We start from the raw sequence: 23,347 nt of genomic DNA on the forward strand, positions 1-23,347 counted from the left end.
GAGAACATCATGCAAGCATTTAAACTCGATCAACCGGTTCCTGAACTGCAACCTATCGGCAGCGTCAGCCTGCTGGGGGCAACGCCGACCGAAGGCGATCCGCAGGTGGCGGGGGCTATGGTTTACGGCGAACCGCAGGACGCCTTTACCTGCGGTCTGTTTTCATCCACGCAGGGGAGTTTCACCATGACCTACCCGTTTACCGAACACGCCACCGTGCTGGAAGGCGAAGTTGAGCTGACCGTGTCGGGCGGCGAGCCGCAGCGCTTCGCGCCGGGCGACAGTTGGTTCGTCAAGCAGGGCACCGAAGTGGAGTGGAAAATCCTCACCCCACGCTTCGTCAAACACTACCTGGCGAACGTCGAAAGCCGCTAACCCACGCAGACAATCCCCGGTGCCCGGCGGTGGGGATTGTATTCATGCACCTGGTCACAGATTCAACCGCCGTTCTCCACCTTCAGGACGATATTCATTGAGCCGGATGCCAACCTAAATTATGACTATCCGGAATGGCTATTCACTTCCAGCCACTCCCTGCCCTTACCTATCTTGTGCAGAGGTTGACTATGTTCAGTAAAAGACTCGCCGGCCATCTCGAACGCGGCGTCGTCGGCTTTCCAACTACCCTCGCCAGCTCCGTCGGACTGATTATGGCCAGCCCGGTGATCCTGACCGTGACCAGCGGTTTTGGCATGGGCGGCGATACCTTCGCGCTGGCGGTACTGCTGGCGTTTATCATGATGCAGGCACAGGTCACCACCTTTGCCGAAGCGGCGACGCTGATCCCCACTACCGGCTCGGTATATGACTATATCGCCTGCGGGATGGGGCGCTTTTTCGCCATTACCGGCGCGCTGTGCGCCTATCTGATCGTGCATATTTTTGCCGGCACCGCGGAAACCATCCTGGCCGGGGTGATGGCGCTGGTGAACTTTGAGTCCATCAGCAGCCAGATGGCCGTCCACCAGAATACCTGGATGGTCGGCGTCGGGATGGTGGTGGTGTTCGGCCTGCTGAACGCCATTGGCGTCGAGATCTTCGGAAAGGTCGAAGTCGTACTGACCTTCGGGATGTGGAGCACGCTGACCATCTTCGGCCTGTGCGGGATTTTTATGGCGCCGGTGACCCATCTCTCCGGCTGGTTCGGCACGCCGCTGAATGTCAGCGATCTTTCAGGTCTGTTCGGCTATATCGGCATGGCGATGTTTATGTTCGTCGGCTGTGAACTGGTGACCCCCATGGCCCCGGAAATTAAACAAGCGCACCGGACCATTCCTCGCGCGATGGCGCTCGGCCTGCTGGGCGTCGCAAGCTGCATGTTTATCTATGGCGCGGCCATTAACCGTCAGGTAGAGAACGTGATGCTGGACGCGGCCAACAACGTCCATCTGCTGGATACGCCGATGGCTATTCCGGCCTTCGCTGAACGGGTGATGGGTCACGCGGGACAGTACTGGCTGGGCGTCGGCCTGCTGCTGGCGGGCTGCGCAACCATTAATACTCTGATGGCCGCCGTACCGCGGATTATCTACGGCATGGCGCTGGATGGCGCGCTCCCGCGCTTCCTGACCTGGCTGCACCCTCGCTTCAAGACGCCGGTTATCGCCATTGCCATTGGCGTGGCGATTCCCTGCCTGCACGCCTGGTATCTGAACGGCAATATCGATCGTATCGTGCCGCTGATCCTCGCCGCCGTCTGCGCCTGGGGCGTCGCCTATCTGCTGGTGACCCTCTCGGTGGTACTGCTGCGTATTCGTCGTCCGGATCTGCCCCGCGCCTACCGCTCGCCGTGGTTCCCGCTGCCGCAGATTATCTCCAGCGTCGGGATTATTATCGCCATCATCAATATCACCCCGCCGGGGATGGACAGCCGCGAAGTGCTGGTGCCATTCGGCATCATGCTCGGCCTGACCGCCGCCTATGCCCTTTTCTGGACGGTGTGCGTCCAGCGGGTCAACCCGTTCCGTCCAGTGCCGGTTGAAGAGGTGGTGGAACGCGCGATTGGCAACTATGAGAAACAGAACCAAGGGGAGATGACGCCAGATGCCCTCCGTCCCCTCATTTAGTACGCCGCTGATGAATGCGGTGCAGCGCGATCTGGCCGGCTGGGATAGCGAAAAGCTCAGCGAGCGCAGCGCGGTGCTGCACCTGAACGCCACCACCGATGTCATCTTCAGCGTTCGCCAGAAACGGCTGTTTATGGCCAGCATTCACAGCTGCGAATTTGTCGTCGAGGGGCCGGTCACCCGGCCCGCTCAGGGGAGAATTCGCGCCCATCAATCCGGCTGGCTTAAACGCCAGCCGGTGACCTTTCGGGCGGCAAAACCGGCCGCCGACCTCGCTCATTACCTCAACCGTTTTCCGCGTTTACAGCAGACACTGAGCGAACTGGACTATCGCCGCTTCTCCTTAACCATCGATAACCAGCGCTGGCGCTGCTGCATTGAGCCGTGGGCCGCCAGCGAAGTGGTCTGCAAAATGCCGCCGCTGCGCCGCTATCTGCGCCTCGAAAAACACCAGCGGATGCTGCTGTTGAGCGTTATGAATATGCTGTATCAGGCGATCGGTCAGTGGATGGCGCAGACGGCGACAGAGAAGTGACATCAAAGAGACAGTGAAAAAGAGCACCGCACAGGAGAGCGCTTCTCCGCCTTCATAGCGGAGAAGCGAACGGACATTACTTCAGCCCAAACCGGTGCGCCAGTTCATCAATCGCCTGACGCTGAAAGCGGGTAAAGGCTTCACGCGGTTGCTGTTGCTGAATAAACGCCAGCAGCGGATCCTCAACCTCGGTTTTCACACCGCTCAACGCCTCCATCACCGCCAGCCCGCAGAACGGTACATAGGATTCGGCATAGCCCCCTTCATGAACCAGCACCAGCTTACCGCCGCACAGGCGATCGGCGGCCTCCTGCACCCGTTCGGTCATGGCGCGGAAACTATCGCTGTGGAGCAGCATTCGCGCCAGCGGATCCATCGCGTTGGCATCGTAACCGCAGGCGACGATAATCAGCTCCGGTTCAAAGCGCGCCAGCGCCGGCAGAACGATCGTTTCCAGCGCATAGCGCCAGCCGTCGTCCCCCGCGCCGGCCATCAGCGGAACATTGATGTTGTAACCTTCGCCGGCGCCGGTGCCGCGCTCTTCCTCTCCGGCATAGCCTGGCGGAAAACAGCCGTCCTGGTGCAGCGAGATAGTCAGCACATCGTCACGATGCAGATAGATATGTTGCGTACCGTTACCGTGGTGCACATCCCAGTCGAGGATCGCCACTTTACCCAGCCCGAACCGCGCCTTCGCCCGCTCCACGGCAATGGGAATGTTGGCAAGAAAACAGAAGCCCATCGATTGTTCCGGCAGGCAGTGGTGACCCGGCGGCCGCGACAGAGAGTAGGCATTATCCAGCTCGCCGCTCAGCACCGCCTCTACCGCGGCACAGGCCAGTCCGGCAGAAAGGCAGGCGATTTCATAGCTGCCCGGTCCCAGCGGCGCCTCTTTGCCCAGCAGACCGCCGCCGCTATCGCTGATCGCCTTAAAGCGCTCCAGATAATGGGCCGGGTGAATGCGGCGCAGATCCTCCTCGCTGGCGGCCGCGCCGCCGCGTAGCTGAAGCTGCGAAGTCAGCCCCGCGACATCCATCAGGTTTTTCATCCGACGTTTGGTTTCCGGCGATTCCGCATGGCCCCCCCCTGCCGGAGGCTGTACCCAGCCACCGACCGGTAGCGTCACCGCATGCAGGCCGGTACTGTGCCAGAAACAACGTTCATCAAAGAAGAAACCGGTTTTTCTTTTCACTCTATCCTCCCGTTGGCTCACTCTTTCCGGCGGACGATGCCGCCAGAATTAATCCTGCTGAGATCAGCGCGCAGCCGCCTGCCGCCGCAAGCAGCGCATCGGCGCTGGAAAAACGTTGTAGCAGCGCCCCGGCCAGCGCCGGACCGGCCGCCATTCCGCCGCCAATCACCAGATTGATGCTGTTCATCAGGCGACCGTTGTTATCCAGCCCGGCAACGCGCGCGAGAATAAAAGGCAGAACAAAGGTCCAGGTGAATTTGAACAGCAGCGCGGCCAGCGCGAAGCGCACCAGCAGCGGATGGCTGACCAGCAGCACGATGCTGAGGATCAGCAGACCGTAGCCCAGCCAGACCGCTATCCGGTCCGGACGCCGCGTGCCGCGCAAAGCCGCCCCGCCCGCGCCGATAATGCCGAATACCGTCGCGGCCGCCAGCACCATACCAATTTGCGCGGCGGTCAATCCCGCCGCGCTGCCGATGGTGCCGATAAAGGTCCACACCGCGCTGAGGCTGATATAAAACGTCAGCACCGCCAGCACGGCTAATAGCTTACGCAGCGGGGCGACCGACGGCCGCAGGCGGGAGGCGGACATCGGCTGAAAACGTTGGGGAAAAGCCGGGACCAGCGGCAGACAGCAGAGCATGATAGCGGCGAGGATCAGGTACACCACCTTCAGGCCAAAGCTGGCAAACAGCGCGGGTAACACCAGCAGTCCCACCATTCCCAGCAGCAGCTGTCCCAGCACCCAGAAGGCATACACCCGGGAAGGATTGGCCGTCCCGGCCGCACAGCTGATACACAGAATCATCAGGGTGCCCCCCGCCAGCGAGGCGATGAAGCGGGCGATCAGCAGCGTTTCGTACTGACTGACCGCCGCCGAAACAAGATTGGCGACGAGAAATACCGCGCAGGCGCACAGGGCCACGCGGCGCCAGTTCAGACGACTCATCCACCACCATGCCGGCAGTGTCGCCAGGCTCATGGCGCCGAGTTCGGCGGAGAAAAGATAGCCAATCTCCGCCGGCGTCAGCTGCCATTCGCTGGCCAGCTGCGCCGCGACCGCTGGCGCGGTCATCAGAATCCCCGGCGCAACGGCAGCGAAAATGACGATGGCCGCCAGCAGGCGGGCGGTAAAAACCAGCCCTGACGGCTGGGATAAAGGCTTTTCAGCAACAGGCATACTCGACATCGTGGTGCGTGCTCCAGTCAAAAAAGTCTCCCCCCGGGCAGCAGTCCAGGGAGTGATACCGTCAGGCATCAGGAAAACGCCGCGGTCGGCGGCGCGCGCGGGATGCGATGAGTCAGATTACAGATGCAGCGTGCGCTGAGCGGATGGCATCCAGGTTCGGGAAACGAGCTCGGTACGATTGACCACTTCGGTCTTGGCAAAAATATTGCGTAAGTGGGTTTTCACCGTGGAGAGAGAAATATCCAGCTGACGGGCAATTAGCTTATTACTGGCCCCTTCACGGACCATGCCCACAATTTCACGCTCTTTCGCCGTCAGCATCGCCGGCAGGTCATCCTCTTCCCGGAGACAATCGTGGATTGCCAGCTCCACCAGCGGCAGCACCGCCTGGGCGCGCAGACGCTCTTCGCTGGAGAAAGCGACGTCGCGCATTAGGGAGATGCCGGCAATAATCCGTCGGTCGCGGCGAATAAAGACCTCCGTCATGTCGCGAACATTATTCGGCAACATAAACTCATGATAGTAATGACGGTTACGGTCACAGACGCCTGGCGTCATCGCCGCCATGGTAATCGCCTGATGGCTAAAGCGGGACGGCAGCAGCGGATCTAACGGCTGAAAACACTCCAGATATTGCTGGTGCGTATTCGCAGAAATATTATGCAAAATATAGTGTTCTGGTTTTAAACGATGATTAACCCGATAAAACACCGCCGACGACAGTGGAATTAACTGTGAAATAGTCTGTAAACAACGGGCAATTATCGCATCATTACGACTGGCTTTTAATAAAGCAGACATGATCCCCTCCCGTCGAGGTGAAAGTGCGTGAAACGCGGATGACCAACGATACAGGAAGCATACATTTCACATTTAAGTAACACAATCATTAACATATTAACAATGTGATATTGGTTGCAAAATTTTATTTAATGCATTGTTATTTAATACATTATTATTCCACATATCGTTGAGTTATCGACATAACATTAAAACATAAACAAAAGTTATTAACTTTATTCGCGGGCGTCGCACGGTTCACATTCTCACGCTTTTCAGCGCCAATCTCGTCCTTTAGAACGAGTGTCTTTTTAAACGACTCCTCTATACCTGATAAATATCACTCAGGTCATTTTCATCAGGCGCTTAACTTTGCAGGGAAGCGCAGGTTTTTCTGCTGCCCAAACAGGGCCGCAGGCAGAAAGAATTAGCCGGGGACCGAGTACGGCCTCGCGCCAGAATGGCCAATAAAATAACCTCACCGGACAGGATCAAAACGATGCTGAATATCGCCGCATTACGCCAGCAGCAAATTCCGCTGGCTATGGAGCCCCGGGCAACGGTGCCCTTTCATCTTTTGATCAAACCCATTGGCCCGGCCTGCAACCTCGCCTGCCGCTACTGTTATTACCCGCAGGGCGAGACCCCGGTGCGGAAAATGGACGATGCGACGCTGGAGTCGTTTATCCGCCGCTATATTGCCGCCCAGCCCGCCGGCGCCCGGGAGATTAATTTCGTCTGGCAAGGCGGCGAACCGCTGCTGGCCGGACTGCGCTTTTATCAGAAGGCGCTGGCGCTGCAGCAGCGCTATGCCCCCGCGGGCGTCACCATCAGCAACAGCCTGCAAACCAACGCCACGCTCATCAACGATGCGTGGTGCCGCCTGTTCCGTGAACATCATTTCACGGTCGGCGTCAGTCTGGAAGGCAGTGAAACGCTGCAAAACCACCACCGTCCGGATAAACGCGGCCAGGCCAGCTACCCAGCGGCGCTGCGCGGTATCGCCCTGCTGCACCGGCATCAGGTGGAATTTAATTTACTGGTGGTGGTCCACGACGAGATGACCCGGCACGCCGCTTCTGTTTACGACCACGTCGTGAGCCTTGGCGCCCGCTACCTGCAGTTTCAGCCGCTGATGAGCGAGGGCGATGCCCAGGCGCAGGGCTATCGGCTCAGCGCCGATAACTGGGGGCGCTTTATGGTCGCTATCTGGCGCCAGTGGCGTAAACGCGGCGATATCGGGCGGGTTTTTGTGATGAATATTGAGCAGGCGTGGGGGCAATATTTTACCCACACCAGCGCCACCTGCGTCCATGCCGCCCGCTGCGGCAGCAACCTGGTGATGGAGCCCGACGGCCGTCTCTACGCCTGCGATCACCTGATTAACGACCGGCATCATCTCGGCCAGCTCGACGACCGCCCGCTGGCTCAGGCGGTGGATAGCGCGACCCGTCTGCCCTTCGGCAGCGAAAAAAGCCGACGCCGGGAGTGCCAGCAGTGCGCGGTAAAAATCGTCTGCCAGGGCGGCTGTCCGGCCCATCTTAACGACGCAGGCTACAACCGGCTGTGCGCTGGCTACTTCCATTTTTTTAGCGAAATTCTTGCTCCGCTGCGCCCCTACTCCCGCGATCTGAAGGGGCTGCGCGCCTGGCGCGCCCGCTTTATCGACAGCCGGGTGACGCGCTAACCGATATTTTTCCATGGTCGCGCCGCCTTCATCTTCGGGCGCGATGCATCCCCGAGCCTGAACAGGAGACCCGGTAGTGAATAAAAAAACAGTGGCCGCCGCGCTGAGCATGATCCTCTCCGGCGCAGCGCACAGCGCGCAAACCGAGCGCCCCAACATCATCGTGATTATCGCCGACGATATGGGGTATTCCGATATCAGCCCCTTCGGCGGCGAAATCCCGACGCCTAACCTGCAGGCGATGGCCGAACAGGGCGTGCGCATGAGCCAGTACTACACGTCGCCGATGTCAGCCCCTGCCCGTTCGATGCTGTTGACCGGGAATACTAACCAGCAGGCCGGCATGGGCGGAATGTGGTGGTATGACAGTACCCTTGGCAAAGAGGGGTATGAACTGCGCCTCACCGATCGCGTCACCACTATGGCCGAACGATTTAAAGATGCCGGTTATAACACGCTGATGACCGGGAAATGGCACCTCGGCTTTGTGCCCGGGGCCACGCCAAAGGATCGCGGCTTTCGCCACTCGTTCGCCTTTATGGGCGGCGGCACCAGCCATTTTGACGATGCGATACCGCTGGGTACCGTCGAAGCCTTCCACACCTACTACACCCGCGACGGCCAGCGGGTTTCGCTCCCCGCCGACTTTTACTCCAGCGAGGCCTACGCCGCCCAGATGAACCAGTGGATCAAAGAGACACCGCCGCAACAGCCGGTTTTTGCCTGGCTGGCCTTTACCGCCCCCCACGACCCGCTGCAGGCGCCGGATGAATGGATTGCCCGTTTTAAAGGTCAGTACGAGCAAGGTTATGGCGAGGTTTATCGCCAGCGAATTGCCCGCCTGAAGGCGTCAGGGATCCTCCATGACGACACGCCGCTCCCTGGGTTGGATCTCGATAAAGAGTGGGCGGCGTTGACGCCGGAGCAGCAAAAATACACCGCGAAAGTGATGCAGGTATACGCCGCGATGATCGCCAACATGGATGCGCAGATCGGTACGGTGATGGAAACGTTGAAGCAAACCGGGCGTGATAAAAATACCCTGCTGATCTTTTTAACCGATAACGGCGCCAACCCGGCAGAAGGCTTTTACTACGAATCCGAACCCACGTTCTGGCAGCAGTTCGACAATCGCTACGAGAATATTGGCCGCAAAGGTTCGTTCGTCTCCTACGGTCCGCACTGGGCGAACGTCAGCAACGCCCCGTACGCGCGCTACCACAAAACCACCAGCGGCCAGGGCGGCATCAATACCGACTTTATGATTGCCGGGCCCGGGATTGTCCATCGCGGCAAAATCGACGCCACCACCATGGCGGTGTATGACGTCGCGCCCACCCTCTATGAGTTCGCCGGTATCGATGCCACCAAAGCGCTGGCGAAAAAACCGGTCCTGCCGATGGTCGGCGTCAGCTTTAAACGCTATCTGACCGGCGAAACCTTACAGCCGCCGCGCTCCCGCTACGGCGTCGAGCTGCATAACCAGGCGGCCTGGATTGACGGCGACTGGAAGCTGCGGCGGCTAGTAAAAACCTTCCCGCAGGCGGGGGACGCGCCGTGGGGACTGTTCAATCTTAAGCAGGACCCGCTGGAAACCCATGATCTCGCCACGCAATATCCACAGCGGGTGCAGACCATGAGTCAGGATTACGCGGCGTTTGCCGGACGCACCATGGTGGTTCACGCCGATGGCAAAGCCATCGACTATGTCGGCATCGACGCGAAAACCGGCCGCTACCTCGCGGTGGATCCGCAGACCATGAAACCCGTTGCCGCGCCGCAGGCGATACCGGCGCCGCAGCACGATTGATTCATCCGGCGCTCGTTCTTTCGGGCGATAGCCGGGAGCGCATCCCCTTTCTAAGGTACAAAGCAGGCGTTCTGGGAGAGAAACAATGAGTAGAGTGGTAGTGATTACCGGCGGCGGCACCGGGATTGGCGCCGCCTGTGCACGACTGATGGCGGCGGCGGGCGAGACGGTGTTCATTACCGGTCGCCGTCTCGCTCCTTTGCAAGCGCTGGCGGAAGAGACCGGCGCCGTGGCGCTGGCTGGCGATGCCGCCAACGGCGATGAGTGGCAGGCTCATCTGCTGCCGACGATTCTCGAACGCGCGGGCCATATCGACGTTTTAATCTGTAGCGCGGGCGGCATGGGCAACAGCGCCGTCGTGGAGACCAGCGACCGGCAGTGGCGTGCGGCGCTGGAAAGCAATCTCAACAGCGCGTTTGCCAGCGTCCGCGCCTGCCTGCCATCGCTGATTGCCCGGCGCGGCAACGTGCTGTTTGTCGCCTCAATCGCCTCCCTCGCCGCCGGGCCGCAGGCCTGCGGTTACGTCACCGCCAAGCATGCAGTGATTGGCCTGATGCGTTCGGTCGCGCGGGACTATGGCCCACAAGGGGTACGCGCCAACGCCATTTGCCCCGGCTGGGTGACCACGCCGATGGCCGATGAGGAGATGCAGCCGCTGATGGACGCGCAGGGTATCAGCCTTGAGCAGGCCTATCAGCAGGTGTGTCGCGACGTCCCGCTGCGCCGCCCGGCCAGCGCGCAGGAGATTGCGCTCGCCTGCCAGTTCCTCTGTTCCCCGCAGGCGTCGATTATCAGCGGTGCGACGCTGGTTGCCGACGGCGGCGCCAGTGCGGTTGATGTCCCGACGCTGGCGTTTGCTTAACGTTCTTACACAACAAGGATCTCACATGACTTCAGAAGCCGTATTTATTCAGGTCGGCGCGCTCGCGGACGGCTTTGCGCCTCACGGCAACGTCCTGCCGGTGGCCTCTTTGCCTGACGGCAAGTCCCTGACCTTTTATTTGGCCGATGGCGCCCGTCATCAGTTGACGATGGCCGATACCCACACCCTGCTGTGGGACGGCCAGCCCGTTTCCGGGCGCGTGACCGCCATTCGCCCCGATGTGCTGTTTATCGATTTTCTCGATCCCGGCAAGGAGAACGCCAGCATCAGCGCGGTGTGCAACCTGGCGCAAAATAACGCCACCCTGGTCTACGGTCAGCTACCGACGGAGCAAGCCGCACGCCTCGATGCGTTCAGCCGCGTCGAGCAGGGTCTGCCGCTGACGGCAGTCGAAGTCCACTTCCATTTTGCCCGTCTGAACCGCGAGCCGGGGCCGCTGCCGACCTTCACCCGCGCGCTGGTGGGGATGCGTAACCAGTACACCTACAGCCCGACCGAACGCTACGAGCATATTTATCTCAACGATAACTTCTATGCCTGGCAGTGTCTGGACGGTGTCGAGAAAGGTCTGGCGGATGTCGATCGCTGTCACTATGTGCAGGTGGCCGACGATCTGACGCTGTTCGTCTGGCGCGAGAAAATCATTCCGACGCTGGGCGTGATCCTTATCGATCTGCAGCAGATGCGCACCGACGGCAAGATTCTCGGCTATCAGGGAAGTGATTTTGCCGCGCTGAGCAATTTCCCGGTCGGGGCCAGCGCGCAGATTCTGAATGTGACGAACCCTTCGTCCTGAGCGTAACGCCGGAGCCCGACGGCTCCGGCACACGCCTCCGTCAGGCGCTGGCAATCTCCAGCCGCGCCAGCTGGGCGGCATTCAGCGTCAGCTGAGCGGCACGAGCAAAGCTCTCGACCTGGGCCACGCTGGTGGCGCTGGCAATCGGCGCGGTCACCCCTTCCCGGCCCATCAGCCAGGCCAGCGCCACTTCGCCAGGTTTCGCATGGTGCTGAGCGGCAACCTCTTCGAGGGTATCGATTATGCGCATTCCGCGCGGATTAAGGTATTTCCCGATGCCGCTGCCGCGCTGGCTTTGCGCCAGATCGGACGATTGACGGTATTTACCGGTCAGGAAGCCGGAGGCGAGGCTGTAGTAGGTGACGACGCCTATTTCCCGGCTGATGCACAGGTCGCACAGCGCCCCCTCAAAAGCGGAGCGGTGATAGAGGTTGTATTCCGGTTGCAGCACCTGCCAGGCCGGCAGCCCCTCTTTCCGCGCCACTTCCAGCGCCGAGGAAAGCTGCTGGGCATCCAGGTTAGAAGCCCCCGTCGCGCGGATTTTCCCCGCCTGCTGCAGCGCGTGAAAAGCGCTCAGCGTCTCGGCAATGGGGGTTTCCGGGTCCGGCCAGTGGGCGAAATAGAGATCGATATAATCGGTGTTCAGACGGCGCAGCGAGTTTTCCACGGCCTGCTGGATCCAGGCTTTCTTCAACCCTTTTTGCCCGGGTAACCCTAAATCAGAGCCCACTTTGGTGAAGATTTTTACCTTATCACGCATCCCCGGACGCGCCTGTAGCCAGCGGCCAATCAGGGTTTCCGACTCACCGCCCTGATTGCCATCCGCCCAGCGGGAGTAGACATCGGCGGTATCAATGGCGTCAAAGCCGTGGTCGACAAAAGCATCAAGAATGGCAAAACTGGTTTTTTCATCGCAGGTCCAGCCAAACACGTTGCCGCCGAAGACCAGCGGCGCGATGGAAAATCCGGTTTTACCCAATGGACGTGTATTCATGCCGTTCACTCCTTATCGCTTATATTCTGCATCCTTCGCCAGGCCGCAAGGGGCGGGAAAGAACCATGAGTGGAGAGTCAGAAAAGGAATCTTGCGGCGGGCCCATCCGTGCCCGCCGGACGCATCACAACATTATGTCCCGGAATAGACGTCAAAGCTAAAATATTTACCCGACAGTTTTTTATAGGTTCCGTCGGCGAGAATCTGCGCGATCGCGCGGTTAATTTCCTGACGCAGCGCGTCATCCTCTTTACGCAGACCAATCGCCGCGCCAGCGCCGAACAGCTTATTATCCTGCAAACTTCCGCCGACAAAGGCGAAATCTTTACCCTGCGGCTGCTGCAGGAAGCTGTAGTCCGCCATCATTCCGGAGAGCACCGCGCCATCAATACGCCCGGATTCCAGATCCCGCACCACGCTGTCAGCGCCCTGATAGGCCACGATATTAATTCCCGCCGGACGCCAGTGCTGATTGACGTACGTCTCCTGCGCCGAGCCCTGCTCCACGCCGATCGTTTTGCCTTTGAGCTGCTCCGGCGTATTGCCGGTCAGCGTATTTTTGCGCGCCACGAGGAACACCGGGCCGTTATACAGCTTGTCGCTAAAGCCAATCTGCTCTTTGCGTTTCTCGGTCATATACATGCCGGAGAGAATCGCATCGAATTTACGCGCCTTCAGCGCCGGAATAATGCCGTCGAAATTGCTTTCCACCCACACGCATTTCGCCTGCAGCTGCTGGCAGATGGCGTTGCCTAAATCAATATCGAACCCCGCCAGCTTGCCCTGCGGGTCTTTCCATTCAAACGGCGCAAAAGTGGGATCGACGCCAAAACGAATTTCTTTTTGTTCTGCGGCCAGCGTCGATGCGGACGCCATCAGCGCGACCCACAGCAGTAGTGATTTTTTCATTATTTACGAGCTCCAGAGATCAACGGCAGTGTGTTTCAACTAACCGGGCGAAAAACGACGCCCCGGTGGTAATAATGTCATCGTTAAAGTCATAGCCAGGGTTATGCACCATGCAGCCGCCTTTATCGCCCTTCTCGCCGTTACCCAGCAGGAAATAGCAGCCCGGACGCGCCTGCAGCATAAAGGCAAAATCCTCGCTGGCGTTCATCGGTGAAATGGATTCCAGCACCTGCTCGTTGCCAAAGACTTCCGTCGCTAATGCTTTGGCGAATGCGGTCTCCTCCACGCTATTGGTCAGCACCGGGTAGGAGTCGTAGACCTCAATCTCGCTGGTAGCGCCGTAGCTTTTGGCGGTAAATTCGGTGATGTCGTGAATCCGTTTAATCAGCAGGTCGCGTACTTCCTGCTTCATCGCCCGCACGGTCAGTTCCATCACCGCGCTTTCCGGGATCACGTTGGAGGCGATGCCCGACTGGAAGGTGCCGACGGTGACAACGGCGGTTTCCCCCGGCGGCACGTTACGAGCGACAATACTTTGCAGGGCCATCACCAGCGCCGAGCCGGCGAGAATGGGATCGACCGCGCGCTCCGGGTGGGCGCCGTGGCCGCCGTAGCCGTGAATGGTTATCTTGACGGTATCCGCCGACGCCATAAAGTTGCCGGCGTAGAAGCCCAGCTTGCCGACCGGCAGCCCCGGCATATTGTGCAGCGCAAACACGCAATCGCAGGGGAAGCGCTCAAACAGCCCGTCTTTTATCATCAGGTCTGCGCCGCCAATCGCCTCTTCCGCTGGCTGGAAAATCACATGCACCGTGCCGTTAAACTGGCAGGCCGGCGAGGCAATATATTTTGCCGCCGCCAGCAGAATAGTGGTGTGACCGTCGTGGCCGCAGGCGTGCATTTTCCCCGCAACGGTGCTGGCCCAGGGTAATTCCGTGGTTTCAAAAATAGGCAGGGCGTCCATATCGGCGCGCAGCCCAATCGTGCGCGCTGAATGCCCTTTCGTTAGCGATCCCACCAGCCCGGTTTTCCCCAGCTCGCGGGTCACCGCATAACCCCACTCCGCCAGTTTTTCCGCTACCAGTTCGCTGGTATTAAACTCTTCCAGACTTAATTCCGGATGGGCGTGTAAATAATGCCGGATCGCAATCATTTCTTCTTCAGCTGCTTTAATTTCTGGAATCACAAAATTGCTCATGCCGGTCTCCGGGAAATAAAAAATAGATATTCTGCTTCATTCAGGCTTCAGGTAAACGGTTGTCGAAAAGTGGGGGGCCAGAACCCCAAAACGTGAAGTATGAAGAATAAACTCAGACTCAATAACTTATCTGGATAAGCGTTTAATGCAAGCAAGATTTCTGATTTCCGGCGTGCGCTTCATCTCGTTTACTAATGATTATTCAGAAGGTTACCGGTAATGTGAAAAAAAGTGGGACGTTCAACAGAATGTAAAAAAGGCCAGCACCACTCTGCTAATAAACCTTATTATAATAGTGATTAAGACCATAAATAAGGCAAAATTTAAATATAAACTTTTAACTATTGGATTATTACCGCGTTTTTATTCTACGATCGCCACGCTTAAATCAGCTTATTAAATACCTGCAGATTTCCTCAGGCGGCGCCATGTTGTGGGCAGCAAGCTCGCCGGTAGCGCACGCAGCGCAATCACCCGGGCATCCCTGAAGATGATTCGCGACGCCTCCTCTGGAACCAACGGAAAAATAAACGCGCGCCATAAGATGGACGCAGAATAGCGTAGAACTCAAACATGAAATATCAGGCTCTTTTCCTGGCGTCAGCGCTGGCGCTGGCCGGCTGTAGCGCCCAGGGTGATACCGCCAGCCAGCAGCGCGCCAGTATCCAAAAAATACGCAGCGAAACGCTGAGCAAACTCTATTCGCTCTACCCGGAAGCCCGTAGCGATATCCAGCACGCCGATGGCTATGCCGTATTTGCCAGCAACAGCAGCAAAATTCTGGTATTAGGATTTGGCAGCGGCTACGGCGTGGTTAGAGACCTGCGCACCGGCAAAGATACCTATATGAAAATGGCCCAGGGCGGCGCGGGGCTGGGGATGGGCGTGAAGCAGCAGCGTACCGTACTGGTGTTCCACGATAAAGCGGCACTTCATACCTTTATTACCCAGGGCTATATGGTCGGCGCAGACGCTAATGCCGCGGCGAAATATGATGATAAAGGTGTCGCGCCGGTCGCTGCCTCAGCAAGCGGCGTTGCCAAAGATACCTCTTCGCTGCCGTCGAAAGTGAACGTTTATGAAATTACCGAGAAAGGGCTGGCCGCTCAGGCGATGCTCAATGGCTATAAGTACTGGCCGGATGAGGAGCTGAATAAAAGATAGACCTCACGGAATAAACAGGTCACCCGGCGGTAATCCCCTCTCCCTGAGCGGGAGAGGGTTTGCCGTGGGCCGATTCGCCCCCGCGGCATCGGTGCGACATTAATGTGAAAGGACGCCGTTCACCAGAATAGACGTAATGATGCCGGTGGCCGCCGCAATCAGGACATAGTTGCCGTTAATATACGACCAGTGCTGCCCCTGCGGAGGCGGCGGCAGGCCGCGATCGTTCCAGTTGCTGACCCGATAATCATTACCGCGGTAACGCTCCGGCGCAGGCTGCCCCTTACGGAAGTCATGCCCGTTCCACGCAAAGTGGTCTTGTTCATGGCGTTCCTGATGCGACTTTCCTTGCGCATGATTATTGCCGCGATTGTCGCCGGGGTTGTTACGTTCCGGGCCGCGATTATCCGCGCCCTGGCGATGGCTGTCGCCGTTGCCCTGAGGACCATTATTACCCGGTCCCTGCTGGCGATTACCGTCCGGACTACCGTGACCAGAACCGTTTTGCCACACCTGCTGTTGGCCTGGGTTGCCGTTGCCGTTCGGGCCGTCGGCCCAGGCTAACGAGCTTAATGCGCAGGACAACATAACGGCCAGAGAAATCATTTTTTTCATCGTACACCTCCTGATATGCCTCCTTTTTACCGTCGGAATGTGGAGAAAAAGTGAGTATCAGGATATCCAGGACAATTCCTGGCATTCTCGTTTCGCGTCATCACCGCGAGGGGCATCACCGTAGCGTCATATCCATCGCCGCAGATGGGGCGCAAAAAAAAGGCCGCTTTCGCGACCTTATGTTATGCAACGCTACCGGGATTATTCGGTGACTTTATTTTTCAGCTCTTCCGCACCCTGCTTGGTTTTATCCCAGCCTTTTTCGGTGGCGGCTTTAGTCTTATTCCAGCCTTTTTCCGTCCCTTCTTTGGTCTTATCCCAACCCTTCTCCGTTCCTTCTTTGGTCTTATTCCAGGTTTTTTGAGCGCCTTCGCTCACCTGGCTGCCTACGCTGTCGCTTTTACCTTGCGCCGCGTGTTCGGATTTCAGCTTCTGCTCTTCGCCCTCGTTCTGGGCCTGGTGCAGTTTTTCTTTCGCCGTGTTCGCCCCTTCATGGGCCGCCGCGACGGTATCATCAGTTGCGTGTGTTGTCGCAGCAAAAACAGGGGCTGCTACCAGAATCGCAGATAACGCAATCATTGCTTTTTTCATCATTTCCTCTCTAACGTGCTTAATGTTATGAGTCATCAACAGCATGGCATAACATTCCGCTCATGACTTTAGGGATAGTTCTTAAAACCAGATCCTCCCGTTTATCCCCATTTTCAGACCAACCGTTCCTCAGACGCCTGCTACCGCCAGAGAGCGAGACGGAGGCCATCTGCCTGCGGCGCCAGCCAGGCATCGGGGGTGAAGGAACCCGGTCCCGCTTACCGACGGACAAAAACAGCGCGCCGGCCGCGCCGTTTTTTTGCCCTGCTTCTCACTTTATCTATTGCAGCGTTTCGTTCATCAGCGGGCTATGCTTAAATAAGCTAAACCGGTTTAATTAAGTTTAGCATTGAGGTGGAAACAGTATGAATGCAAAAGTATGGGTGCTTGGGGATGCGGTAGTGGATCTGCTGCCGGAAAGCGGCGGTCGCCTGTTGCAGTGTCCCGGCGGCGCGCCGGCCAATGTGGCGGTAGGTATCGCCCGCCTGGGTGGCAACAGCGGGTTTATCGGCCGCGTCGGCGACGATCCTTTTGGCCGCTTTATGCAGCACACTCTGCGCGAGGAACAGGTGGATACCCGCTACATGCGCAGCGATCCGCAGCACCGGACCTCTACCGTGGTGGTCGATCTCGACGGCGAGGGAGAAAGAACCTTTACCTTTATGGTTCGCCCCAGCGCGGACCTGTTTTTACAGCCGGAAGACCTTCCGCCCTTCGCCGCCAACGAATGGCTGCACGTCTGCTCCATTGCGCTCAGCGCCGAACCCAGCCGCAGCACCACCTTCGCGGCGATGGAGAGAATAAAATTAGCCGGCGGTCGGGTCAGCTTTGACCCCAATATCCGCGCGGATCTCTGGCAGGACCCGGAGCTGCTGCACGCCTGCCTCGATCGCGCCCTGCGTCTGGCGAACGTGGTAAAACTGTCCGAAGAAGAGCTGGCGTTGATCGCCGGCAAAGAGGATGTAGCCGAAGGGGTAACCGCCCTGACCCAGCGCTATCAGCCTGAGCTACTGCTGGTCACTCAGGGTAAAGCCGGGGTGCTCGCCGCTTTTCAGCAGCAGTGCACCCACTTCTCCGCACAGCCGGTGGTCAGCGTCGATACCACCGGCGCAGGCGATGCGTTTGTCGCCGGACTGCTTGCCAGCCTTGCCGCTAAGGGAATGCCAACGGATCCCGCGGCGCTGGAACCGGCCATCATGCAGGCGCAAACCTGCGGGGCGCTGGCCACTACCGCCAAAGGGGCGATGACCGCCCTTCCCTACCTGCACGATCTTAACCCCTCATTTTGATCCTTTCGGGCTGCCCTCGCAGCCCACTTTGTTGCATCCATCACATTTATTAAATCGGTTTAGCAATTTATATTCCCAGATGTTAAAGGTCATGTTTAACATAGCGCCTAAACCGGTTTTGCAAAAAACACAATAATGTCAATTTTACGTTTGGGATGCGACCTACATGTATAAAAAAAGCACACTCGCGGTTGTTATTACTTTGCTAACCGGCGCGGCCTCAGCTCATGCGCAAACGGACCTCAGCAGTATCGAAGCCCGTTTGATCGCCCTGGAAAAACGCCTGCAGGATGCGGAAAACAGGGCTCAAACCGCGGAAAACCGCGCCGAGTCGGCGGAGAAAAAAGTCCAGCAGCTCACCACGCAGCAGCAAAAAACGCAGGACACGACCCAGCAGGTCGTTCAACGCACCGCTAACCTGGAGAAAAAAGCCGACGAAAAAAGCGGGTTTGAGTTCCACGGCTACGCCCGTTCCGGCGTCATAATGAATGACTCCGCCGCCAGTACCAAATCCGGCGCCTATATGACACCGGCGGGGGAAACCGGCGGAGCCATCGGCCGTCTGGGGAACCAGGCCGACACCTATGTCGAAATGAATCTCGAACATAAGCAGACCCTGGATAACGGGGCAACAACGCGCTTCAAGGTGATGGTGGCCGACGGTCAAACCACCTACAACGACTGGACGGCAAGCAGCAGCGATTTGAACGTGCGCCAGGCCTTCGTTGAGCTGGGCAATCTGCCCACCTTCGAGGGTCCCTTCAAAGGTTCAACCCTGTGGGCCGGGAAACGTTTCGACCGCGACAACTTTGATATTCACTGGGTCGACTCCGACGTGGTATTCCTCGCCGGGACCGGCGGCGGTATCTATGACGTGAAGTGGAACGACAGCCTGCGGAGTAACTTCTCATTATACGGACGCAACTTCGGCGATATTGATGATTCGAGCAATAGCGTGCAGAACTACATCCTCAGCATGAACAACTTCATCGGCCCGGTGCAGGTGATGGTCAGCGGGATGCGGGCGAAAGATAATGACGAGCGTAAAGATACCAACGGTAATCTGGTCAAAGGCGATGCGGCGAATACCGGGGTGCATACGCTGCTCGGTTTGCACAACGACAGCTTTTACGGCCTGCGTGAAGGGCTCAGCAAAACCGCCCTGCTCTATGGCCACGGGCTAGGGGCCGAAGTGAAAGGCGTCGGTTCCGACGGCGGATTGCGCCCGGGAGCAAATACCTGGCGCTTCGCCAGCTACGGCACCACGCCGCTCAGCGAGAACTGGTTTATCGCCCCGGCGGTACTGGCGCAGAGCAGTAAAGATCGCTATGTCGATGGCGACAGCTACCAGTGGGCGACGCTCAACCTGCGTCTGATTCAGGAGATCACTCAAAACTTCGCCCTGGCTTACGAAGGTGCCTACCAGTACATGGATCTCAAACCCGAAGGCTACAACGACCGCCATGCGGTGAACGGTAGCTTCTATAAACTCACCTTCGCCCCCACCTTTAAGGTCGGTAGCATCGGCGATTTCTTCAGCCGCCCGGAGATCCGTCTCTACACCTCGTGGATGGACTGGAGCAAAAAACTGGATAATTACGCCAGCGATGATGCGTTAGGCAGCAGCGGTTTTAAATCCGGCGGCGAATGGTCGTTCGGTATGCAAATGGAAACCTGGTTCTGACGGTTAACGCCTGATGCCAGAAAAACCGGGGCGGCGGCATGCCGGCCCTCGTCCCGGACACAATAACGACGCAGAGACTGCGCCCCCGTAAACCCGGGACCACAACACGAAAATTATTACGCATTCAGAGGGTACTATGGATTTTGAACAGATTTCCCGCTCGCTGCTTCCGCTTCTGGGAGGCAAGGAAAATATCGCCAGCGCCGCGCACTGCGCCACGCGCCTGCGTCTGGTGCTGGTCGATGATGCGCTCGCCGACCAGCAGGCTATCGGCAAAATTGAAGGCGTAAAAGGATGTTTTCGCAACGCCGGACAGATGCAGATTATTTTTGGCACCGGGGTGGTGAACAAAGTGTACGCCGCGTTTATTCAGGCCGCTGGCGTCGGCGAATCCAGCAAGTCGGAAGCCGCCAATATCGCGGCGAAAAAGCTTAATCCGTTCCAACGTATTGCCCGCCTGCTGTCGAATATCTTCGTACCGATTATTCCGGCTATCGTTGCCTCCGGTCTGCTGATGGGCCTGCTCGGCATGGTAAAAACCTACGGCTGGGTCGACCCGAGTAACGCTATCTACATTATCCTGGATATGTGCAGCTCCGCGGCGTTTATTATTCTGCCGATCCTGATTGGCTTTACCGCCGCCCGCGAATTTGGCGGCAACCCTTACCTCGGCGCGACGCTCGGCGGCATTCTGACCCACCCGGCGCTCACCAACGCCTGGGGCGTGGCCGCCGGTTTCCATACCATGAACTTCTTCGGCCTTGAGATTGCGATGATCGGCTATCAGGGTACGGTGTTCCCGGTGCTGCTGGCGGTGTGGTTTATGAGCATTGTTGAGAAGCAGCTGCGCCGCGTGATCCCCGATGCGCTGGACCTGATCCTGACCCCGTTCCTGACGGTGATTATTTCCGGTTTTATCGCCCTGCTGATTATCGGTCCGGCGGGCCGCGCGCTGGGCGACGGCATTTCATTCGTGCTCAGCACGCTGATTACCCACGCCGGCTGGCTGGCCGGACTGCTGTTTGGTGGTCTCTATTCGGTTATCGTGATTACCGGTATTCACCACAGCTTCCACGCTATCGAAGCCGGACTGCTGGGTAACCCGTCCATCGGCGTCAACTTCCTGCTGCCGATTTGGGCGATGGCCAACGTCGCTCAGGGCGGAGCCTGTCTGGCGGTGTGGTTTAAAACCAAAGATGCCAAAATCAAAGCCATTACCCTGCCATCGGCGTTTTCCGCCATGCTGGGCATCACCGAAGCGGCGATTTTTGGTATCAACTTACGCTTTGTGAAACCGTTTATTGCAGCGCTGATCGGCGGCGCGGCGGGCGGCGCGTGGGTGGTCTCCATGCATGTCTACATGACTGCGGTCGGCCTGACGGCCATTCCAGGGATGGCAATCGTGCAGGCCAGTTCACTGCTGAACTACATTATCGGGATGGTCATCGCCTTCGGCGTTGCCTTTGTCGTCTCCCTACTGCTGAAATACAAAACGGACGCGGAATAATGTCACTTCCATCACGCCTGCCTGCGATTTTGCAGGCCGTAATGCAGGGCCAGCCGCGTGCGCTGGCCGATAGCCACTATCCCCGCTGGCACCATGCGCCGGTCACCGGGCTGATGAACGACCCCAACGGCTTTATCGAATTTGCCGGGCGCTACCACCTGTTCTATCAGTGGAATCCGCTCGCCTGCGATCACACCTTCAAGTGCTGGGCGCACTGGAGCTCGGCCGATCTGCTGCACTGGCGGCATGAACCGATTGCGCTGATGCCGGACGAAGAGTATGACCGCAACGGCTGCTACTCCGGCAGCGCGGTGGATAACAACGGGACGCTGACTCTGTGCTACACCGGCAACGTCAAGTTTGCAGACGGCAGCCGGACCGCCTGGCAGTGCCTGGCGACGGAAAATGCCGACGGCACCTTCAGCAAAACCGGCCCGGTCCTGCCGCTGCCGGAGGGCTATACCGGCCACGTGCGCGACCCGAAAGTGTGGCGGCATGAAGACCGCTGGTACATGGTTTTAGGCGCACAGGATCGGCAAAAATGCGGCAAGGTGCTGCTGTTCAGCTCTGCGGACCTCTCCCAATGGACCAACGAAGGCGAAATCGCCGGCGCCGGTATCAACGGACTGCACGATGCCGGTTACATGTGGGAGTGTCCGGACCTGTTCCCGCTTGGCGACCAGCATATTCTGATTTGCTGCCCGCAGGGGATTACCCGCGAGAAAGAGCGCTACCTCAACACTTATCCGGCGGTGTGGATGGCCGGCGGCTTCGACTACGCCAGCGCCGCCTTCACGCACGGCGAGTTGCACGAGCTGGATGCCGGGTTTGAGTTCTACGCCCCGCAAACCATGCAGACAACCGACGGCCGCCGGCTGCTGGTTGGCTGGATGGGCGTCCCGGACGGCGAGGAGATGCGCCAGCCGACGCGGGCCAACGGCTGGATCCACCAGATGACCTGCCTGCGCGAACTGGAGTGGGTGGACGGCAAACTCTATCAGCGCCCGCTGCGCGAACTGAGCGCCCTGCGCGGCGAAGTCCGCGGCTGGCAGGGCAACGTTCTGCCGCTGGCGCCGCTGGAGATAGCCCTCGATACCGCCGGTGACGACGCGTTTAGCCTCGATTTCGGCGGCGCGTTGACCCTCGAGCGCGATACCCGCGGCCTTCGTCTGGCGCGGCGCAGCCTCGCCAGCGACGACATGCTCTATCGCTACTGGCGCGGCGAGGTTCGCTCGCTGCGGATCTTCGTCGACCGGTCGAGCGTGGAGATTTTCATTAACGACGGCGAAGGGGTAATGAGCAGCCGCCTCTTCCCGGACTATCCGGCACAGCTGATTTTCAGCGGCGCGACGCCGGTAACATTCTGCTACTGGTCGCTGGAGCCATGCATGGTAGAATAAGCGTTTTAAATTCAGGCGCATGTTGTCGTGATGAAAACCAAACGCGTTACCATTAAAGATATCGCCGAGCTGGCGGGTGTCTCGAAAGCCACCGCCAGCCTGGTGCTGAACGGTCGTGGCAAAGAGCTACGCGTGGCGCAGGATACCCGCGAGCGCGTGCTGGCGATTGCGCGCGAACAACATTATCAGCCCAGTATTCACGCCCGCTCGCTGCGCGATAACCGCAGCCACACCATCGGTCTGGTGGTGCCTGAAATCACCAACTACGGATTTGCCGTCTTCTCTCATGAGCTGGAAATGCTCTGCCGCGAGGCGGGCGTTCAACTGCTGATCTCCTGTACCGACGAAAACCCCGGCCAGGAAACCATGGTGGTCAATAATATGATTGCCCGCCAGGTTGACGGGCTGATCGTCGCCTCCTGTATGCACAACGACGCCGATTACCTCAAGCTCAGCGAACAGCTGCCGGTGGTGCTGTTTGACCGCTGTCCCAGCGACAGCACGCTGCCGCTGGTGATGACCGACTCCATCAGCCCGACGGCGGATCTGATTTCCCGCATCGCGCCTCAGCATCGCGACGAGTTCTGGTTTCTCGGCGGGCAGCCGCGTCTGTCGCCCTCCCGCGATCGTCTGGCAGGATTTACTCAGGGGCTGGCAAACGCCGGTGTCGAACTGCGTCCCGAGTGGGTGATTAACGGCAACTATCATCCGAGCTCCGGCTACGAGATGTTCGCCGCCCTCTGCGCGCGTCTCGGGCGACCGCCAAAGGCGCTGTTCACCGCCGCCTGCGGTCTGCTGGAAGGGGTGCTGCGCTATATGAGTCAGCACCATTTACTGGATTGCGATATTCATCTGGCGAGCTTTGACGATCACTATCTCTACGATTCGCTGTCGCTGCGTATCGACACCGTCCAGCAGGATAACCGTCAGCTGGCCTGGCACTGCTACGATCTGATAAGCCAGCTGATCGACGGCAACACGCCTGAGCCGCTACGGCGCTACCTGCCCGCGACGCTGCAGATTCGGCATCGTTGAAATAACGCGGCATCGGATGTGTC

General features: G+C 58.6%; 21 protein-coding genes. 13 read left to right on the forward strand and 8 right to left on the reverse strand.

All coding sequences use genetic code 11. The annotated features are described in order from the left end of the window. Positions 1–9: 9 nt before the first annotated feature. From AC007G_RS02470 to AC007G_RS02480, 3 genes are all read left to right on the forward strand, one after another. Positions 10–375, forward strand: coding sequence for a cupin domain-containing protein (locus AC007G_RS02470; protein ID WP_032689054.1), 366 nt, complete (start codon positions 10–12; stop codon positions 373–375). A gap of 191 nt (positions 376–566) precedes the next feature. After that, positions 567–2,066, forward strand: a complete 1,500-nt coding sequence (locus tag AC007G_RS02475; protein WP_032700620.1) for an APC family permease — start codon at positions 567–569, stop codon at positions 2,064–2,066. Further along, complete coding sequence (locus AC007G_RS02480) at positions 2,044–2,601, forward strand: DUF3156 family protein (protein ID WP_049265949.1); 558 nt, start codon at positions 2,044–2,046, stop codon at positions 2,599–2,601. The genes AC007G_RS02475 and AC007G_RS02480 overlap by 23 nt, the downstream gene beginning before the upstream one ends. Before the next feature lie 76 nt (positions 2,602–2,677). Here the strand turns inward: AC007G_RS02480 and AC007G_RS02485 are convergent, their stop codons facing one another. The 3 genes from AC007G_RS02485 to AC007G_RS02495 form a co-directional block, all read right to left on the reverse strand. Beyond that, positions 2,678–3,793 carry a class II histone deacetylase gene (locus AC007G_RS02485; protein ID WP_142630209.1) on the reverse strand — a complete coding sequence of 372 codons (1,116 nt, stop codon included), beginning with the start codon at positions 3,791–3,793 and terminating at the stop codon, positions 2,678–2,680. 1 nt (position 3,794) lies between these two features. Beyond that, the gene (locus AC007G_RS02490) at positions 3,795–4,982 is read right to left on the reverse strand and encodes an MFS transporter (protein ID WP_046852989.1); all 1,188 of its coding nucleotides are present in this window, start codon (positions 4,980–4,982) and stop codon (positions 3,795–3,797) included. A gap of 117 nt (positions 4,983–5,099) precedes the next feature. Next, the gene (locus AC007G_RS02495) at positions 5,100–5,783 is read right to left on the reverse strand and encodes a helix-turn-helix transcriptional regulator (RefSeq protein WP_032689061.1); all 684 of its coding nucleotides are present in this window, start codon (positions 5,781–5,783) and stop codon (positions 5,100–5,102) included. A 478-nt stretch (positions 5,784–6,261) separates the two neighbouring features. Here AC007G_RS02495 and AC007G_RS02500 point away from each other — a divergent pair, with 478 nt between their 5' ends. From AC007G_RS02500 to AC007G_RS02515, 4 genes are all read left to right on the forward strand, one after another. After that, the gene (locus tag AC007G_RS02500; RefSeq protein ID WP_032700624.1) at positions 6,262–7,449 is read left to right on the forward strand and encodes an anaerobic sulfatase maturase; all 1,188 of its coding nucleotides are present in this window, start codon (positions 6,262–6,264) and stop codon (positions 7,447–7,449) included. A 76-nt stretch (positions 7,450–7,525) separates the two neighbouring features. Next, positions 7,526–9,259, forward strand: a complete 1,734-nt coding sequence (locus AC007G_RS02505; protein ID WP_064384198.1) for an arylsulfatase — start codon at positions 7,526–7,528, stop codon at positions 9,257–9,259. A gap of 85 nt (positions 9,260–9,344) precedes the next feature. Then, a complete protein-coding gene (locus AC007G_RS02510; RefSeq protein ID WP_142630211.1) occupies positions 9,345–10,121 on the forward strand; it encodes an SDR family NAD(P)-dependent oxidoreductase in 777 nt (258 codons plus the stop codon). Positions 10,122–10,146: 25 nt separating this feature from the next. Next, positions 10,147–10,938 (forward strand): MoaF C-terminal domain-containing protein, encoded by a 792-nt coding sequence (locus tag AC007G_RS02515; RefSeq protein WP_047664286.1) that lies wholly within the window; start codon positions 10,147–10,149, stop codon positions 10,936–10,938. A 40-nt stretch (positions 10,939–10,978) separates the two neighbouring features. On the opposite strand, the gene AC007G_RS02520 is transcribed toward AC007G_RS02515, so the two are convergent. The 3 genes from AC007G_RS02520 to AC007G_RS02530 all read right to left on the reverse strand — a co-directional run bounded on the left by AC007G_RS02520 (position 10,979) and on the right by AC007G_RS02530 (position 14,039). Further along, on the reverse strand, positions 10,979–11,932 hold the full coding sequence (locus AC007G_RS02520) for an aldo/keto reductase (RefSeq protein ID WP_142630213.1): 954 nt from the start codon (positions 11,930–11,932) through the stop codon (positions 10,979–10,981). A gap of 132 nt (positions 11,933–12,064) precedes the next feature. Further along, positions 12,065–12,841: an ABC transporter substrate-binding protein gene (locus AC007G_RS02525; protein ID WP_032689073.1), complete on the reverse strand. Its 777-nt coding sequence runs from the start codon at positions 12,839–12,841 to the stop codon at positions 12,065–12,067. A 19-nt stretch (positions 12,842–12,860) separates the two neighbouring features. Continuing rightward, a complete protein-coding gene (locus AC007G_RS02530; RefSeq protein WP_032689075.1) occupies positions 12,861–14,039 on the reverse strand; it encodes a M20 aminoacylase family protein in 1,179 nt (392 codons plus the stop codon). A gap of 573 nt (positions 14,040–14,612) precedes the next feature. Here AC007G_RS02530 and AC007G_RS02535 point away from each other — a divergent pair. Beyond that, positions 14,613–15,203, forward strand: a complete 591-nt coding sequence (locus AC007G_RS02535) for a lipid-binding SYLF domain-containing protein (RefSeq protein WP_032689076.1) — start codon at positions 14,613–14,615, stop codon at positions 15,201–15,203. Between the two features lie 99 nt (positions 15,204–15,302). On the opposite strand, the gene AC007G_RS02540 is transcribed toward AC007G_RS02535, so the two are convergent. Together AC007G_RS02540 and AC007G_RS02545 are read right to left on the reverse strand one after the other, a co-directional pair. Continuing rightward, positions 15,303–15,818: an RcnB family protein gene (locus tag AC007G_RS02540; RefSeq protein WP_032689077.1), complete on the reverse strand. Its 516-nt coding sequence runs from the start codon at positions 15,816–15,818 to the stop codon at positions 15,303–15,305. Positions 15,819–16,019: 201 nt separating this feature from the next. Continuing rightward, positions 16,020–16,409: a hypothetical protein gene (locus tag AC007G_RS02545; RefSeq protein WP_032689078.1), complete on the reverse strand. Its 390-nt coding sequence runs from the start codon at positions 16,407–16,409 to the stop codon at positions 16,020–16,022. 365 nt (positions 16,410–16,774) lie between these two features. On the opposite strand from AC007G_RS02545, the gene AC007G_RS02550 reads away from it, so the two are divergent. From AC007G_RS02550 to AC007G_RS02570, 5 genes are all read left to right on the forward strand, one after another. After that, positions 16,775–17,698: an aminoimidazole riboside kinase gene (locus AC007G_RS02550; protein ID WP_049265933.1), complete on the forward strand. Its 924-nt coding sequence runs from the start codon at positions 16,775–16,777 to the stop codon at positions 17,696–17,698. A gap of 166 nt (positions 17,699–17,864) precedes the next feature. Then, a complete protein-coding gene (locus AC007G_RS02555) occupies positions 17,865–19,382 on the forward strand; it encodes a carbohydrate porin (RefSeq protein ID WP_142630215.1) in 1,518 nt (505 codons plus the stop codon). A 136-nt stretch (positions 19,383–19,518) separates the two neighbouring features. Next, complete coding sequence (locus AC007G_RS02560; RefSeq protein WP_032689082.1) at positions 19,519–20,889, forward strand: sucrose-specific PTS transporter subunit IIBC; 1,371 nt, start codon at positions 19,519–19,521, stop codon at positions 20,887–20,889. Then, complete coding sequence (locus AC007G_RS02565; protein ID WP_046852994.1) at positions 20,889–22,289, forward strand: sucrose-6-phosphate hydrolase; 1,401 nt, start codon at positions 20,889–20,891, stop codon at positions 22,287–22,289. Before AC007G_RS02560 ends, AC007G_RS02565 begins: the two co-directional genes overlap by 1 nt. Positions 22,290–22,319: 30 nt before the next feature. Continuing rightward, positions 22,320–23,324, forward strand: coding sequence for a LacI family DNA-binding transcriptional regulator (locus AC007G_RS02570; protein WP_032696477.1), 1,005 nt, complete (start codon positions 22,320–22,322; stop codon positions 23,322–23,324). Positions 23,325–23,347 lie beyond the last annotated feature (23 nt).

It is taken from the genome of Klebsiella sp. CSG-1 (assembly GCF_056521145.1).

Bases quoted from the DNA above. Each gene is read 5' to 3' on its own strand.
- AC007G_RS02470 (WP_032689054.1), top strand. From the start codon at position 10: ATGCAAGCATTTAAACTCGATCAACCGGTTCCTGAACTGCAACCTATC.
- AC007G_RS02475 (WP_032700620.1), top strand. From the start codon at position 567: ATGTTCAGTAAAAGACTCGCCGGCCATCTCGAACGCGGCGTCGTCGGC.
- AC007G_RS02480 (WP_049265949.1), top strand. From the start codon at position 2,044: ATGCCCTCCGTCCCCTCATTTAGTACGCCGCTGATGAATGCGGTGCAG.
- AC007G_RS02490 (WP_046852989.1), bottom strand. From the start codon at position 4,982: ATGTCGAGTATGCCTGTTGCTGAAAAGCCTTTATCCCAGCCGTCAGGG.
- AC007G_RS02495 (WP_032689061.1), bottom strand. From the start codon at position 5,783: ATGTCTGCTTTATTAAAAGCCAGTCGTAATGATGCGATAATTGCCCGT.
- AC007G_RS02500 (WP_032700624.1), top strand. From the start codon at position 6,262: ATGCTGAATATCGCCGCATTACGCCAGCAGCAAATTCCGCTGGCTATG.
- AC007G_RS02510 (WP_142630211.1), top strand. From the start codon at position 9,345: ATGAGTAGAGTGGTAGTGATTACCGGCGGCGGCACCGGGATTGGCGCC.
- AC007G_RS02515 (WP_047664286.1), top strand. From the start codon at position 10,147: ATGACTTCAGAAGCCGTATTTATTCAGGTCGGCGCGCTCGCGGACGGC.
- AC007G_RS02520 (WP_142630213.1), bottom strand. From the start codon at position 11,932: ATGAATACACGTCCATTGGGTAAAACCGGATTTTCCATCGCGCCGCTG.
- AC007G_RS02525 (WP_032689073.1), bottom strand. From the start codon at position 12,841: ATGAAAAAATCACTACTGCTGTGGGTCGCGCTGATGGCGTCCGCATCG.
- AC007G_RS02530 (WP_032689075.1), bottom strand. From the start codon at position 14,039: ATGAGCAATTTTGTGATTCCAGAAATTAAAGCAGCTGAAGAAGAAATG.
- AC007G_RS02535 (WP_032689076.1), top strand. From the start codon at position 14,613: ATGAAATATCAGGCTCTTTTCCTGGCGTCAGCGCTGGCGCTGGCCGGC.
- AC007G_RS02540 (WP_032689077.1), bottom strand. From the start codon at position 15,818: ATGAAAAAAATGATTTCTCTGGCCGTTATGTTGTCCTGCGCATTAAGC.
- AC007G_RS02545 (WP_032689078.1), bottom strand. From the start codon at position 16,409: ATGAAAAAAGCAATGATTGCGTTATCTGCGATTCTGGTAGCAGCCCCT.
- AC007G_RS02550 (WP_049265933.1), top strand. From the start codon at position 16,775: ATGAATGCAAAAGTATGGGTGCTTGGGGATGCGGTAGTGGATCTGCTG.
- AC007G_RS02555 (WP_142630215.1), top strand. From the start codon at position 17,865: ATGTATAAAAAAAGCACACTCGCGGTTGTTATTACTTTGCTAACCGGC.
- AC007G_RS02560 (WP_032689082.1), top strand. From the start codon at position 19,519: ATGGATTTTGAACAGATTTCCCGCTCGCTGCTTCCGCTTCTGGGAGGC.
- AC007G_RS02565 (WP_046852994.1), top strand. From the start codon at position 20,889: ATGTCACTTCCATCACGCCTGCCTGCGATTTTGCAGGCCGTAATGCAG.
- AC007G_RS02570 (WP_032696477.1), top strand. From the start codon at position 22,320: ATGAAAACCAAACGCGTTACCATTAAAGATATCGCCGAGCTGGCGGGT.